Source organism: Brevundimonas sp. UBA2503 (assembly GCF_002341485.1).
GTDB classification, from domain to species: domain Bacteria; phylum Pseudomonadota; class Alphaproteobacteria; order Caulobacterales; family Caulobacteraceae; genus Brevundimonas; species Brevundimonas halotolerans.
In genome coordinates this window covers 322,625-337,262 of record NZ_DDOD01000025.1, presented here as the reverse complement: position 1 = coordinate 337,262, position 14,638 = coordinate 322,625, and the positions used below count along the sequence as shown (strand labels likewise).

15 protein-coding genes are annotated in these 14,638 nt (G+C 66.9%); 5 read left to right on the top strand and 10 right to left on the bottom strand.

Annotated features, from left to right (window positions below; all coding sequences use genetic code 11):
• Together proB and obgE are read right to left on the bottom strand one after the other, a co-directional pair.
• Positions 1-1,149 (bottom strand): glutamate 5-kinase, encoded by a 1,149-nt coding sequence (gene proB, locus B4K74_RS13180; protein WP_221403414.1) that lies wholly within the window; start codon positions 1,147-1,149, stop codon positions 1-3.
• The gene (gene obgE / locus B4K74_RS13175; protein WP_123288567.1) at positions 1,146-2,204 is read right to left on the bottom strand and encodes a GTPase ObgE; all 1,059 of its coding nucleotides are present in this window, start codon (positions 2,202-2,204) and stop codon (positions 1,146-1,148) included. The genes proB and obgE overlap by 4 nt, the downstream gene beginning before the upstream one ends.
• A gap of 100 nt (positions 2,205-2,304) precedes the next feature.
• Here obgE and B4K74_RS13170 point away from each other — a divergent pair, with 100 nt between their 5' ends.
• On the top strand, positions 2,305-2,973 hold the full coding sequence (locus B4K74_RS13170) for a hypothetical protein (RefSeq protein WP_286693320.1): 669 nt from the start codon (positions 2,305-2,307) through the stop codon (positions 2,971-2,973).
• 4 nt (positions 2,974-2,977) lie between these two features.
• Here B4K74_RS13170 and ald read toward each other — a convergent pair whose 3' ends face one another.
• Positions 2,978-4,093 (bottom strand): alanine dehydrogenase, encoded by a 1,116-nt coding sequence (ald, locus tag B4K74_RS13165; RefSeq protein ID WP_123288497.1) that lies wholly within the window; start codon positions 4,091-4,093, stop codon positions 2,978-2,980.
• A 139-nt stretch (positions 4,094-4,232) separates the two neighbouring features.
• Between ald and B4K74_RS13160 the strand changes: the two genes are divergently transcribed.
• Positions 4,233-4,709 (top strand): Lrp/AsnC family transcriptional regulator, encoded by a 477-nt coding sequence (locus B4K74_RS13160; RefSeq protein ID WP_286693319.1) that lies wholly within the window; start codon positions 4,233-4,235, stop codon positions 4,707-4,709.
• Here the strand turns inward: B4K74_RS13160 and B4K74_RS13155 are convergent.
• The 6 genes from B4K74_RS13155 to B4K74_RS13130 form a co-directional block, all read right to left on the bottom strand.
• Complete coding sequence (locus B4K74_RS13155) at positions 4,706-6,160, bottom strand: NAD-dependent succinate-semialdehyde dehydrogenase (protein WP_286693318.1); 1,455 nt, start codon at positions 6,158-6,160, stop codon at positions 4,706-4,708. The genes B4K74_RS13160 and B4K74_RS13155 overlap by 4 nt on opposite strands.
• 42 nt (positions 6,161-6,202) lie before the next feature.
• On the bottom strand, positions 6,203-7,876 hold the full coding sequence (locus B4K74_RS13150) for an MFS transporter (protein ID WP_286693317.1): 1,674 nt from the start codon (positions 7,874-7,876) through the stop codon (positions 6,203-6,205).
• A 207-nt stretch (positions 7,877-8,083) separates the two neighbouring features.
• The gene (locus tag B4K74_RS13145; protein WP_123288501.1) at positions 8,084-8,221 is read right to left on the bottom strand and encodes an entericidin A/B family lipoprotein; all 138 of its coding nucleotides are present in this window, start codon (positions 8,219-8,221) and stop codon (positions 8,084-8,086) included.
• Positions 8,222-8,309: 88 nt separating this feature from the next.
• A complete protein-coding gene (locus tag B4K74_RS13140) occupies positions 8,310-9,923 on the bottom strand; it encodes a sensor histidine kinase (RefSeq protein ID WP_286693316.1) in 1,614 nt (537 codons plus the stop codon).
• A gap of 118 nt (positions 9,924-10,041) precedes the next feature.
• On the bottom strand, positions 10,042-10,644 hold the full coding sequence (locus B4K74_RS13135) for a sigma-70 family RNA polymerase sigma factor (RefSeq protein WP_123288502.1): 603 nt from the start codon (positions 10,642-10,644) through the stop codon (positions 10,042-10,044).
• Positions 10,641-10,841, bottom strand: coding sequence for a NepR family anti-sigma factor (locus B4K74_RS13130; RefSeq protein ID WP_123288503.1), 201 nt, complete (start codon positions 10,839-10,841; stop codon positions 10,641-10,643). The genes B4K74_RS13135 and B4K74_RS13130 overlap by 4 nt, the downstream gene beginning before the upstream one ends.
• A gap of 197 nt (positions 10,842-11,038) precedes the next feature.
• On the opposite strand from B4K74_RS13130, the gene B4K74_RS13125 reads away from it, so the two are divergent.
• From B4K74_RS13125 to B4K74_RS13115, 3 genes are all read left to right on the top strand, one after another.
• Positions 11,039-11,830, top strand: a complete 792-nt coding sequence (locus B4K74_RS13125) for a response regulator (RefSeq protein ID WP_123288504.1) — start codon at positions 11,039-11,041, stop codon at positions 11,828-11,830.
• A gap of 266 nt (positions 11,831-12,096) precedes the next feature.
• A complete protein-coding gene (locus tag B4K74_RS13120; protein WP_123288505.1) occupies positions 12,097-13,113 on the top strand; it encodes an NADP-dependent oxidoreductase in 1,017 nt (338 codons plus the stop codon).
• A gap of 30 nt (positions 13,114-13,143) precedes the next feature.
• The gene (locus tag B4K74_RS13115) at positions 13,144-13,569 is read left to right on the top strand and encodes an acyl dehydratase (RefSeq protein ID WP_123288506.1); all 426 of its coding nucleotides are present in this window, start codon (positions 13,144-13,146) and stop codon (positions 13,567-13,569) included.
• 64 nt (positions 13,570-13,633) lie between these two features.
• On the opposite strand, the gene B4K74_RS13110 is transcribed toward B4K74_RS13115, so the two are convergent.
• On the bottom strand, positions 13,634-14,593 hold the full coding sequence (locus B4K74_RS13110) for a TraB/GumN family protein (protein WP_286693315.1): 960 nt from the start codon (positions 14,591-14,593) through the stop codon (positions 13,634-13,636).
• Positions 14,594-14,638 lie beyond the last annotated feature (45 nt).

Genomic DNA, 14,638 nt, shown 5'->3' with positions numbered 1-14,638 from the left:
TCAGCGCAGGGCCAGGTCGTCGGCGTGGACCACCACCGGCCCCCCGGCATAGCCCAACGCGGCCTTGATCTGGGGCGAGCGCAAGCCCGCGATAGTGGTCACGTCGGCGGCGTCATACCGCACCAGTCCGCGCGCAATCTCGGCGCCGGTTTCGTCCAGAATCTCGACCGGATCGCCCTTTTCGAAGCTGCCGTTCGCGGTCACGACGCCGGCAGCCAGCAGCGACTTGCCGCGCCCCAGCGCCTTGAAGCAGCCCGCGTCGATGACGATCTGGCCTCGCACGGCCAGAGAGCCGCCGATCCACTGCTTGTAGGCGGCGCGAACCGTGGTCGAGGGGGCGATCAAAGTGCATTTGCGGCCCTCCTCGATCGTCTGGGCACCGCGCTTCTTGGCCCGCCCGGCCGCGATCAGGGTGGCGCACCCGGCCTCGCCCGCGATGCGGGCCGCCATCAGCTTGGTCGCCATGCCGCCCGTGCCGACGCCCGCCGCCGCATTGGCCCCTGTGGCCATGGCCTCGATCTCGGGGGTTAGCTCCCGGATGAAAGGGATATGCTCGGCGTCCGGATTCTGGCGGGGATCAGCCGTATAGACCCCGTCCACGTCCGACAGCAGGATCAACAGGTCGGCGCTGATCAACTGGGCCACCCGGGCGGCCAGCCGGTCGTTGTCGCCATAGCGGATCTGGTCGGTGACGATGGTGTCGTTCTCATTGACGATCGGCACGGCGCCCATGTCCAGCAGGGCGCCCACGGTGGCGCGCGCATTCAGCCAGCGGCGCCGCACCTCGGTGTCGTCGCGCGTCAGCAGGATCTGGGCCGTGACGATGTCATAGGGGTCGAACACCGACTCCCAGGCGTGCATCAGCATCGACTGCCCTGCGGCCGCCGACGCCTGCTTCTTTTCCAGCCCCCCGCCCCGGGCGCGCGAGCCCAGCCGCCGGCGTCCCAGCGCCACCGCCCCGGACGAGACGACCAGCACCTGCTTGCCCTCTTCCTTCCAGTCGGCGATGTCGGCGGCCAGCCCCTTGAGGCGCTCCATGTCCACCGTATTGGTCTTGCGGTCTACCAGCAGGGCCGAGCCGATCTTCAGAACGATCCGGTCGGCTGCGGCAATGGTCGTCGCGGCCTGGAGAGGCCGTTTCCTGGTCAAGGTGTCCAGTCCTCCGTCGTGGGGGGCGAGTACTCGCCGTCGTCCTCGATCTCGATTTCGCCGCGCGTCCGGCGGACCTCTGCCCAGGCCGCGCGCAGCAGTTCAGGCACGCCCTCACCGGACACGCCTGACACAAGGAACGGCTCTTTGCCGAGAACGGTTGCAAGCTCTGCCGTTTTCTCTGCGCGCAGCTGGGGCGACAGGGCATCGATCTTGTTCAGCGCCACCAGTTCGACCTTGTCCTCCAGCCCCTCGCCATAGGCATCCAGTTCGCGGCGAATGGTGTGATACGCGCCCACCACATCATCCTGGGTGCCGTCGATCAGGTGGATCAGGCTGGCCGAGCGCTCGACGTGGCCGAGGAACCGCGTGCCCAGCCCCGCGCCCTCGCTGGCGCCCTCGATCAGGCCGGGGATGTCGGCGATCACGAACCGCTCGCTGGGGCTGAGGTCGACGACGCCCAGATTGGGGGTAAGGGTCGTGAAGGGATAGTCGGCAATCTTGGGCCGGGCCGCCGAGGCCGCCGCCAGGAAAGTCGACTTGCCGGCGTTGGGCAGGCCCGCAAGGCCGATGTCGGCGATCAGCTTCAACCGCAGCCAGATCCAGCGTTCGCCGCCCTCCTGGCCCGGATTGGCGTGACGCGGGGCCTGATTGACCGGCCCCTTGAAGTGCACATTGCCCCAGCCGCCGTTGCCGCCGCGCAGCAGGCGCTCGCGCATGCCGACCGTGTCCATGTCGAGCAGGACGGTCTCCTTGTCGTCGTCCAGCACCTGGGTGCCGACCGGAACTTTGAGCACGACATCCTCGCCCTTGCCGCCGTGCATCTGGCGGCCCTGGCCGTGGTGGCCGGTCTGGGCCTTGAAATGCTGCTGATAGCGATAGTCGATCAGGGTGTTCAGTCCCTCAACCGCCTCGATCCAGACATCCCCGCCGCGGCCGCCGTCGCCGCCGTCGGGTCCGCCGTTCGGGATGAATTTCTCGCGCCGGAACGAGACGGAGCCCGCCCCGCCGTTACCCGCGCGAATATAGATCTTGGCCTGGTCGAGAAACTTCATGCCCGGCTTATGACCCATGAGGGCGGCAAATTACAGGCGTCTTTAAGCGGATTGAAAGCGGTCACTGCCAGTCTCTGCCGATCCGACACAGGGGATCAGAATGATCTCGACCGCCTTCCGACTGCCCGAAGCCCCCTCCCCGGCCCTGCAGTTTGCCCGTGCCGGGGCCGTTCAATCCCCGGCTTCGTCGACTTCAGCGAAGGCTGCGGAGCCGGCTGACAAGCCCTTCGAGATCAAGGCGGGGTCGGGCAAGGAACAGGCCCGGGAGCTGGCGTACAAGCGGCTGGAGCGGGTCAAGGCGCGCATGGACGCGCTCAAGCTGATGGCCAAGATCGACCCGAAGACGGCGCTCAAGCTGGCCGCCGAGCTGGCGCGAGAGATGAAGGGAGCGGTCAAGGCCTATGCCGAGGCGGGCGGCCGCAATGTCTCGACCGGCGATCTCGCCCTGATCCGCAAACAGGCCGCCGACGCGCTGGAGGCCCGCGATGCGGCGGCCGAGGCCGGGATCGACACTACGGCGATGGAGGCACAGATCAAGGCACTGGGGGCCCGCGAGGAAGACGCTGTGGCTGACTATGGCTTCTTCGAACAGGTCAAACAGATCGTCGCCGGGCTGAAAAAGGCCCGCCAGGACATTAAGGGCGAGGCGATCACCTCGCTTAACCCGCCGTCGGAAGAGGACTGGAAGGCCGCCGACCGCGACCAGGCCGAACTGGAGCGCGAGATCGACAGGGCCGCCTCCGGCCCCGCCATCTCCATCCGCGTCTAGCCGCCTACTTTTCCCAGACGCCGTAGGGGTCGGTCCATTCCATGCCCATGGCCTCGGCCACGGCGGGATAGGTGATCTTGCCGCCCATGACATTCAGTCCGCGGGCCAGATGCTTGTCCTTCTTCAGCGCGTCGAGGCCGTGGTCGGCCAGCGCCAGGCCGAACGGCAGGGTGGCATTGTTCAGGGCTTCCGAGCTGGTGCGCGGCGCGGCACCCGGCATATTGGCCACGCAATAGTGGACGACGCCATCAATCTCATAGGTCGGGTCTTCGTGGGTCGTGGCGCGCGAGGTTTCGAAACAGCCGCCCTGATCAATGGCGACGTCGACCAGCACCGAGCCGTTCTTCATCTGCTTCAGGTGCTCGCGCTTGACCAGCTTGGGCGCGGCGGCCCCGTGGACCAGCACCGCGCCGATCACCACATCGGCCTTGACGATTTCTTCCTCGATGGCGTTGATCGAGGAGTAGCGGGTGATGACCCGGCCGTCGGTCAGTTCGTCGATCTCGCGCATGCGAGGGATGGAGCGTTCCAGCACCACGACCTCGGCCCCCAGACCCAGCGCCATGCGCGCCGAGTTGAAGCCGACCACGCCGCCGCCCAGCACCGCCACGCGGGCCGGGGCCACCCCGGGCACGCCACAGAACAGCAGGCCCATGCCGCCATTGTGCTTCAGCAGGGTCTCGGCCGCCGAGAAGACGGCGATCCGGCCGGCCACTTCCGACATCGGCGCTAGCAGCGGCAGGCCACCGTTGCGGTCGGTGACGGTCTCATAGGCGATGGCCGCGCATTTCGAGGCCAGCAGGCCCTTGGTCTGCTCGGGATCGGGCGCCAGGTGCAGGTAGGTGTAGAGGATCTGGTCCTCGCGCAGCATTTCCCACTCGACCTTCTGGGGTTCCTTGACCTTCACGATCATGTCGCTGTCGGCGAAGACGGTCTTGGCGTCCGGCGCGATCTTGGCGCCCGCCAGCTTGTATTCGGCATCGGTGAAGCCCGCGCCGTCGCCCGCGCCGGTCTGGACCAGCACCGTATGGCCGTGGGCCACATATTCGCGCACGGCCGTCGGCGTCAGGCCGATGCGGTGCTCATTCTTCTTGATTTCCTGGGGGACACCGACGCGCATGACCGTTTCCTCTTGAGGCAGGGCAGGCCACCGGCGTGGCCCGTTCGGAGCGCAATCTAGCGGGGGCGGCGGCGCAGGTTCCTGTTCATTTTGCTGTGTGAACGGCGTAAAGTCGCAGAACCTTGCTTATGGATACCAAATGAAGACCGTTTCTGCCGTCACCCTCGATGCCATAGATCGCAAGATGCTGCGCGCCCTGCAGGAGAACGGTCGCATCTCGAACGCCGATCTGGCCCGTACCGTGAACCTGTCCGAGAGCGCCTGCCTCAGGCGGCTGCGCGCGCTGGAGACCGAGGGCGTGATCAGCCGCTATGCCGCCATCATCAACGAACGCGCCGTGGGCCTGCCGATCAGTGTGTTTGTTACGGTCACCCTGTCGTCCCAGGCCGAGAGCGCCCTGACCGCCTTCGAGACCGCCGTCGCCACCGTGCCCGAGGTCGTCGAATGCTATCTGATGACGGGCGGCTCGGACTATCTGCTCAGGCTGGTGGTGCGCGACGTCGATGATCTGGAGCGGGTCCACTCGCACGAGCTGACCCGCATCCCCGGCGTCACCCGCGTCTCCTCCAGCGTCGCCATGCGCACCGTGGTCAAACGCGGCGCGCTGCCAGTCTAGCCCAGCTTGAGCGTCAGGGTCTTGATGTCCAGATAGTCGTCGATGCCGTGGGTCGAGCCCTCGCGGCCATAGCCGGACTGTTTGACGCCGCCGAACGGAGCGACCGGGGTCGACATCAGGCCGGTGTTGATGCCGCACATGCCCGCCTCGATACGTCGGCCGATGCGGATGGCCCGGTCGAGGTCGCGCGTGAACAGATAGGAGGCCAGGCCCAGGTCGCTGTCATTGGCCTTGTCCAGCACCTCGTCCTCGGTGTCGAAGGCAAACACGGGCACCAGCGGGCCAAAGGTCTCCTCCTCGCGGAACAGGGCGTCGTCGCCGCCGAAGGTCACGGTCGGCGTAAAGAACCGTCCGCCCAGATCATGACGTTCGCCCCCGGTCAGAACCTCGCCGCCGGCCGCCTTGACCTTGGCGACGTGGTCCTCGACCTTATCGACACCCTTGTCCTCGATCAGGGGGCCGACCTTGACGCCGTCGTCGAAGGCATTGCCGACCTTGAGCTTTGACACCTCGGCCGCCAGCCGGTCAGCATAGTCGCGGGCCACGGACCGTTCGACATAGATCCGGTTCGGACAGACGCAGGTCTGGCCGGAGTTGCGGAACTTGCCCTTGATGGTCTCGGCCACGGCCTGATCGATATCGGCGTCGGCGAACACGATCAGGGGGGCGGCGCCGCCCAGCTCCATCGACACGCGTTTCAGCGTCGGCGCGCATTGCTCGGCCAGTATGCGGCCGACCGGGGTCGAGCCGGTGAAGCTGAGCTTGCGGATCACCGGTGAGGCCGTCAGCACGCCCCCGATGGTGGCGGCATCGCCCGTCACCAGATTGAGCACCCCCTTGGGCAGGCCCGCCTGATGGGCCAGTTCGACCAGCGCGATGGCGGTAAAGGGCGTCTGGCTGGCGGGCTTGACCACGGCGGTGCAGCCCGCAGCAAAGGCCGGGCCCAGCTTGCGCGTCAGCATGGCCGCCGGGAAATTCCACGGCGTGATCAGGGCGCAGGGGCCGACGGCCTTGCGGAACGTCAGGATCACATGGCCCAGCGGGCTGTCCTGGGTCTCGCCCAGCATGCGCTCGGCCTCGCCGGCGAACCATTTGAGAAAGCCGTTGGCATAGGCGACCTCACCCCTGGCCTCGTCCAGCGGCTTGCCGTTTTCCAGCGCCATCAGACCGGCCAGACCCTCGGCATGGTCGTCGATCAGCCGGGCCCACTCGCGCAGGAAGGCCGCCCGCTCGTCCGGACGCCTGCCCGACCAGTCGGCAAAGGCCCGATCAGCGGCCGCAATCGCCTGTTCCGTCTCGGTCTTGCCCAGATCGGGCACGGTGCCGAGGATGTCGCCCGTCGCAGGATCGTCGACCGTAATCGTCCCTCCGCTGCCCTTCACCGCCTTGCCGTCGATGAAGGCGTGCTCATGAAGCAGTTTCAGACCGGCATCGCGGGCGGAATGGGACATGAGAGGACCTTTCACTCGGGGGGAGATGCGCGGGAGAACGCCTCAGTCGCCGATGGTATCCAGATCGCGACCCTTGGTCTCGGGCAACCAGATGAGGCTGACAATCACGGCGATCAGGGTGAAGACCACCGAATACCACAGACCGAAGTAGATATTCCCCGACCAGGCCACCAGGGCGAAACTGGCCGCCGGCAACAGGCCCCCAATCCAGCCCGTGCCGATGTGATAGGGCAGGCTCATCGCCGTATAGCGCACCCGCGTGGGGAACAGCTCGACCAGGGCGGCGGCCTGCGGACCATAGAGGGCCGTCGCCGCCACGATGAAGACCATCAGGATACCGATCACCAGCGGCATGTTGATCCGCGCCGGATCAGCCCGGGCTGGATAGCCGGCCTCGGCCAGCGCCGCCTTCACCCGCGTCTCGACATCCGACCGGGCCGCCGCCAGCGCCTCGCCCTCGAGCCCGCGCCCCTCGACCGAGGGGATGACGACATCGCCGATCCGCACCTGGGCCAGAGTGCCGGCGGGGGCCGCCTCATTCTCATAGCTGACACCGGCATTGGACAGCACCGACTTGGCCAGATCGCAGGAACTGGCGAAGGCCGCCTTGCCGACGGGGTCGAACTGGATGGCGCACTCGCTGCGATCCGCCACGACCGTCACGGGGGCAGAGGCCTGGGCCTCGGCCAGCGCCGGATTGGCGGCCCGCGTCAGGGCATGAAAGCCGGGGAAAAAGGCGATCAGCGCCAGGATCATCCCGAACAGCATGACAGGCTTGCGCCCGATCCGGTCCGACAGCCAGCCGAAGAAGACATAGAGGAAGGCCGAGGCCAGGGTGATGATCAGCAGGATCTGGTCGACCGTGCCGACCTCGACCTTCAGCACCCGTTCCATGAAGAAGCGGCTGTAGAAATAGCCGCAATACCAGACCGCGCCCTGGGCAATCATGATGCCGAACAGGGCCAGCAGCACGAATTTGCCGTTCTTCCAGGTGCCGAACGCCTCGCGGTAAGGGGCGCGCCGTTCGCCGCCCTCCGCCTCCATCCGCTTGAAGGCCGGGCTTTCGTTCAGCTTCAGCCGGATCCACAGCGAGATCACCAGCAGGAAGAAGGACAGCAGGAAGGGGATGCGCCAGCCCCAGTCGTTGAAGGCGTCGACGCCCACAATCATGCGGGTCAGGATGATGACGCCCAGTGCGCCGATCAGGCCGAAGGCCGCCGTCGTCTGGATCCAGCCGGTCAGATAGCCGCGCTTCTCGTTCGGGGCGTGCTCGGCGACGAAGATCGCAGCCCCGCCATATTCACCGCCCAGCGCGAACCCCTGCGCCACGCGCAGCACCAGCAGCAACAGGGGTGCCGCGATGCCGATCTGGTCATAGGTGGGCAGCAGGCCGATCGCGACGGTCGCCACCCCCATCAGGGTGATCGTCACGAGGAAGGTGGTCTTGCGCCCGGTCCGGTCGCCGAACCAGCCGAACACCAGCGCGCCCAGCGGCCGGACGACAAAGCCGACCCCGAACAACAGCAGTGTCAGGATATAGGCCGTCGCCTCGCCCACATTGGCGTAGAATTTGTTGGCGATGACCGCCGTCAGCGAGGCGAAAATGAAGAAGTCGTACCATTCGAAGGCCGTGCCCGCAGCCGAGGCCGTCACCACGGTTCGCAGGCCCGGACCCTGATCGGGCCGGTCGTCGATGGTCGTCTGGTCGGCCCCCATGCCGTCCTCCCCTGATGTGCCGGGCCTTCTGACGAGGCCCTCCCTCAACAGCCATGCTTAACGGGGTTGGGGCGATCCGCAAACACTCCGGGGGGCTGTCGCAGGTGCCAGACATGACAGACCCCACCGGTGGGGGGATACCGGTGGGGTCCGACCTTCACGCCAGGCCCCGGGGGGGCTCGAAGCGGCGTGGCTGTTCTGTAGCGTTTAGTTGGCGGCGTCGTCGGCGGCTTCTTCCACGGCGCTGCCCGCAGCCTGGGTATCGCGGCCAACACCGGCGATGGTGTTGCAGGCGGCGGTGGTCAGGGCGGCAGCGGCGGCGACCAGAATGAAAATCTTGCGCATGGGATCGGTCCTCGTTCAGGCGCCGCAGGGCGCGGGCGGTTACGACCTGAATAACTCCGCACACGCAGGCGGGTTCCCGCCCCGGGCGTCAGACGCTGGGGGTGACGAAGGTCATGCGGACACGGGTACCGCGCGGCGAGGCCGCCAGCACCTCGGTTGACCCTCGCAGCTGTTTGGCAAAGGCCGTCATCAGGGTGCGCCCTACGCCGACCGGGTCGGCTTCCGACAGGCCGGGACCGTCGTCCTCGACCTCCAGCACGCTGGTCTCGCCATCGACCGTGAAGCGGACGGTCAGGGTGCCACCCTTCTCCGCAAGCGCATGCTTCAGCGCGTTCGAGATCGCCTCGACCAGCCACAGGGCCATGGGGGCCAGCTTGTCAGGGTCCATGATCAGGCTGTCGGCCTCGACCCGGCTTGAGACCGCCGGCCCGCGCCCGGCCTCGCTGGCGACCAGCTGACCGACCAGATCGTGCAGGAAGACCGCTGCGTCGGCGTGGCGGATGTCGTCGCTCTGGTAGAGGGTCCGATAGATCAGGGCCAGCGCCGAGATACGCTGTCGCGTATCGCCCAGCGCCATCTTTGCCGCGTCATCGCTGAGCGCCCTCTGCTGTAGGCTGAGCAGCGACGAAATGATCTGAAGGTTGTTCTTCACCCGGTGGTGGATCTCGCGCATCAGCACGTCTTTTTCGGCCAGACTGTCCAGCAGCGACTGGTCGCGAATCGACACGGCCTCGGCCAGTCCGTCCAACGTCTCGGCCAGCACCCGGATTTCGGTCGGCGCATTGACGGCCTGGACGGGGCGGACCGTGAAACGGCCCCGGGCATAGAGGGCGGCGATACGCTCCAGATAATCCAGCCAGCGCACCACCACGCGCTCGGTGACAAGGATCACGGCGACAAAGGCTGTCATCCAGGCGGCGAGCGGCAGTAGAATCGAGCCGATCGGGTTCAGACGCGCCCAGGACAGCAGGCCGGGTGAGGGCGCGGCCAGCAGCACATAGACATCCTGGCCCGACATGGCCGAACCGGCATAGGCTCGCCGCTCTCCCCCGCTGTCGCGGGCCTCCAGCACCCGGTCGTCGCCGGCCCGCATTTCCTGGAACCACGTTGCCAGCCTGCCCCCGGGCTCCATGTCAAAGGCGGCCGGATCGGTGGCCACCAGAATCTGGCCTTCGCTATCCACAAGCGCCGCTTCTGACCCTTCCGGCAAGGCGGGGTCGCGGGTGTCGGGCTGGAGGGATTCAAGCGGAATGACAGCCGCCATGGCGCCGTCAAAGCGTCCCATGGGGCGCTCGACCCGAAGGCCCGTCACCAGAGCCGGAAAGTCGCGTTGGGCCCGCGACACGACCCAGTCGCTGCCGGCCCGCAGGCGGACGAACCAGCCGCGTTGGGTGACGTCTACGCCGCGCAGTTCGCCGGCGCTGCAGACCACCTGACCAGTAGCGGTGTAGCGCACGATCGTTGAATAGCCGTCCAGCCGCTCCAGAAGTGCGCCCAGCCGCTCCTCACAGAAGGGAGAGCTGCCCTCAAATCTCAGAGCCTGAAGGAGAGTTGCGGCGCCCTCCAGCCGCGTGCGGGCGGCGACAGCGCTGCGTTCAGCGGCCAGTTGCAGATCGACCCGGCGCTCCTCGGCCTGCTCGCGAAAGTCCGCATCGACCTGCAAGGCGATCAGTACCAGAAAGGGCGCGAGGGCCAGAGCCATGGCCATGCCCAGACGGAACCGGATTCCTTGAAATTTCGCGCGTTTCAGTCCACGCTCGCCCGGGCGTCCGAAGGAACGGCCCAGGTGACGGCCAAGCGCGCGGCCCAGCCGTCCCATCTCAGGTGCTGTAGCCGCCGCTCAGACGGTCCGCGGCCCCGAGGATCGAGGCCATGGCATCGCCGGCGGCCTTGCCGTCGCGGTCATAGCCGCCGCTTTCCAGAACGGCGAGCAACGCCTTGCGGGCGCGACTGACCCGGCTTTTGACCGTGCCGACGGCGCAGTCACAGATGGCAGCCGCTTCCTCATAGGCAAAGCCCCCGGCGCCGACCAGAATCAGCGCCTCGCGCTGCTCTTCGGGCAGGGAGGCCAGAGCCAGCCGCAGTTCATCCAGCGCGACCGGAGCCTCGGGATTGTCGACGGCGACCAGCGTGCGCTCTGCTGCTTCCTGATCCAGCTGCGACTGGCGCCACGACCGGCGCTTGTCCGAATAGAACTGGTTGCGCAGGATCATGAAGGTCCAGGCCTTCATGTTGGTCCCCATCTGGAAGCTGGCCCGCGCATCCCACGCCTTGACCATGGCGTCCTGCGCCAGATCGTCGGCCGCGGTGGCGTCGCCGGTCAGCGTCCGGGCAAAGGCGCGCAGGTGCGGGATCAGGGCGACCAGCTCGACCTTGAACGCCTTGTCATCGGTCGAAGGGGGCTTGGGGGCAGCACCGCTCATTCGCCACCTTCGCCCGACGCGCGGCTGTCCGCACGGCGCAGGATGTCGAGAAATTCGTCGGGGACCGGTTCATTGACCACCTCGTCGAAAATGTGCCGCAGCTTGACCCCGATGGCCTGCTGGCGAAGCCGTGCCTCTTCCAGATCTTCGGACCCGAGGTCCTCGATCGGCTGGCCGGGTTTGGATTTTTCAGTCATGAACGGCTGTCTGCCCCTTGAATGCCGGTCGTCATTAACGTCACCTTGCGCTGCGGGTTCCTTCCTCCACGAGATTTCCCCGGGTGAAGGCCGCAAGGCACGGAACCTTGGCTGTTAAGCGACGTTCTGCCTGCTTGTCACCACCTGCGGACCGGTTTGTCCCGGCCGCAGAATCATTAGTCGGGAATGATAGCTCCATGAGTCTGCTTGCCAGGTTGGCCCCTCACCTTCCGTATGTCCGCCGTTACGCCCGTGCCCTGACCGGCGACCAGACCACCGGGGACAACTATGTACGGGTCGCGCTGGAGGCCCTCGCGGCCGGCGAGCAGCAGCTGTCCCAGGACATGACGCCGCGCGTCGCGCTCTATCACGTGTTCCACACCATCTGGGCCTCGACCGGGGCCCGGCTGGAAGGTCGCCCCGACGTTGAGAGCGGAGACGAAGCCTCGCGTCGGCTGATGCGTATCTCGCCGCGCTCGCGCCAGGCCTTTCTGCTGACCGCGCTCGAGGGCTTCACGCCGTCCGAGACCGCGCAAATTCTGGGCTCCGATGTGCCCTCGGTCGAATCGCTGATCAGCGAGGCCCAGTCCGACATCGATGCCGAGCTGGCGACCGACGTGCTGATCATCGAGGACGAGGCCATCATCTCGGCCGACATCGAAAATCTGGTCAAGGATCTGGGCCACCGGGTCACGGCCACAGCCACCACCCATGACGAGGCCGTTGATGCCGTCTCGCGGCACAAGCCGGGTCTGGTGCTGGCCGACATCCAGCTGGCCGACGGTTCGTCCGGGATCGATGCGGTCAAGGATATCCTGAAGGCCATCGATGTGCCGGTGATCTTCATCACCGCCTTCCCGGAGCGCCTGCTGACCGGCGAGCGGCCCGAGCCGACCTTCCTGATCACCAAGCCGTTCCAGCCGGAAACGGTCAAGGCCGCCATCAGCCAGGCGCTGTTCTTCCATCCGGGCCGCCGCGAGATCGCCTGACGAATTTTTCACCCGGCGCGGGAACCGGGGTCTTCGCTCTGCATTCTTGATATGCGGAGGCAGCGACGCCCCCCCCGACAATGACCGGTTCACTCCGGTCAGCTGCCTCCGCGCCTCATCTCGATGATGCCTTTGAAGGCGGACCGTTTGCGGTCCGCCTTCATTTTTTTGTGCCCATATCGGCCCTGCCCCTCGACAAGCTGTGCCCCTCGGCCATGATGTCGGTCCATAAAGAAAACGCATAGCGAGACATCAGGAGGTCGATCATGACGCGCACCAATCGCCAATGGGTTCTTCGCCGCCGGCCGCAGGGCCTGATCCAGGACGGCGACCTTGAACTGGTTGAAAGCCCCGTCGCAGACCCCGGTGATGGCGAGGTTCTGGTCCGCACCATCTATCTGTCGCTGGACCCGACCAACCGCACATGGATGAACGACTCCGAGGGCTATCTGCCGCCCGTCGGTCTGGGCGACGTCATGCGGGGTCTGACTCTGGGCGTGGTCGAGGCGACCCGCTCGGACCGCTTCAAGGAAGGCGATCTGGTTATGCCCATGTCGGGAGGCTGGGCCGACTATGCTGTCGTTCCCGACAGCCAGCTGCGTCCTGTGCATCGCTTCCCCGGTCTGCCGCTGACGGCCAATCTGTCGGTGCTGGGCATGACCGGCCTGACCGCCTGGGCGGGCGTCACCGATGTCCTGCGGCCCGAGCCCGGCCAGACCATGGTCATCTCGGCCGCGGCCGGCGCCGTCGGCTCGATTGCCGGCCAGATCGCCAAACAGAAGGGCGCCCGCGTGATCGGCATCGCCGGGGGCGCCGACAAGGGCCGCTGGCTGACCGAGGAACTCGGCTTCGACGCCGCCATCGACTACAAGAATGAGGATGTGGGCGAGGCGCTGGACCGTCTGGCCCCGGACGGCATCGACCTCAATTTCGAGAACGTCGGCGGCGACATCATGATCGCGGTATGGAACCGGCTGAACACCCACGCGCGCATGGCCGTCTGCGGCCTGATCTCGGCCTATAACGCCACGCGCATGCCGCCCTCGCCGAACTTTTCGCGGATCATCACCCACCGGCTGGAGGTGCGCGGCTTCCTCGTGCTCGATTATGCTCCGCGCGCCCGCGAGATGGTGGCCGAGGTCGGGCCGTGGCTGGCCGACGGGCGGGTGAAGTGGAAGGTCCACGTCGATCACGGGCTGGAAGGCGCCGTCCAGTCGCTCAACCGCTTGTTCACCGGCGATCATGACGGCAAACTGCTGGTGCGTGTCTCCGAAGAGCCGTAGCGCCCGGCGTCAGAAAAGGCAGGGTCCCTGATGAGCGAAGCCGAGGCGACCGACCCCTTCCGGGTCTGTTTCGAGGACCTGTCGGTGGGTCAGGTCATACCGCTGGGTGCCTGCACGGTGGACGCCGAGTCCCTGAGCGGCTTCGTTGCCACGTTCGCGCCCCGCTGGCCGGTTGAGGCCGGCGCCCCTCCGGCCATGGTCTATGCCCTGTGGACGCGGCTGTTCGCGGAAAAGTCCAGCCACTGGGCCCAGACCAAGGTGCTGGCCGTCGATGGCCTGCGCTATATGCGTGATCCGCCGGCGGGTGAGCTGCTGCGCGGCCGCATGACCGTCATGGGCAAGGACCCGGTGGGCGACGACAAGGGCATTGTCATCGCCCAGCACGACCTGCTGGACGAGGGCGGGCGGCTGGTCTTTTCCTGCCTGACCCGCGCCCTGTTTACCCGCCGCGCCTGACGCACGAAAACGCCCGACCCGGCGGACCGGATCGGGCGCTCGTTTTACCTAAGCCCCGTCAGGCCTACTGGACGCGTTCGACCGTAAAGCCGCGCTGCTCCAGCAGGGCCTGGACACTGTCATCGCCGGCCAGGTGGGCGGCACCGACGGCGATGAAGATCACGCCCTCGCCGTCCATCATGGTGTCGATCTGGCCGGCCCAGTTGGCGTTCCGCTTGACCAGAAGGTTCTGGTAGAATTCCTCGCCCTCGGCCCGCATCTGGGTGACGCCGATCTCTTCCAGGGTCTCGACATCGCCGACCGCCCAGGCGTCGACCAGACGGTCCAGCTCGACGGTGGCATTCTCATAGTCGCTGAGCACCGAGCGCAGGAAGGCCATCTGGGCATCCTCGGACATGCCGGACAGGACCTGCAGCTGCTCCTCGATCGTCTCCAGACCGTCGATCGGCTTGCCGGCTTCCAGAGCGCGGGCGCGCAGCACCAGCTCGACACCCGATTCCGGATCGTATCCGGCCTTGGTCAGCGGGGCCATCGACAGGGTCAGGGCCGCCAGCCACGGCCGCATGGGCTCGAATGCCGGACCGGTCAGCCCCATGGCCTCGGCCGCCGTGTTCAGCTGGCCCTGTTCTTCGGCGTTCAGGCGGCTGGACAGCGGCGTCTCCATGTCAATGCCGTAGCGCTGGATCAGCGGCATGGCCGCAGCCTGGTCATCGGGGTTCTCGATCTCGAACCAGATCTGGTCGGCGCTGTCGAAGGCCTGATTGACGACCGGCGAGCTCCAGACGGTCTCGGGCCGCAGCAGGTGCACCGTGCCGAACAGATAGATGGTCGAGTCGGCATCGCGCAGCACCCACAGGGCAGGCTTGCCGGCCTGCGCCGCGGCGTCCTGGGCCATGGCCGGAGCGGGCGCCCCGGCGATGACGGCGAGGCCGAGACCGAGGCCGAGCGCGGCCGCGGCGGCCGTGCCCATCAGGCGGCGGCCAAAGGCGAGGGTCGAGGTCTTCAGGTGTTCAAGCGTGGTCATGGGTCGATCCTTTCATGATCGGGAGGGGAAGTCGAAAAGGGTTGG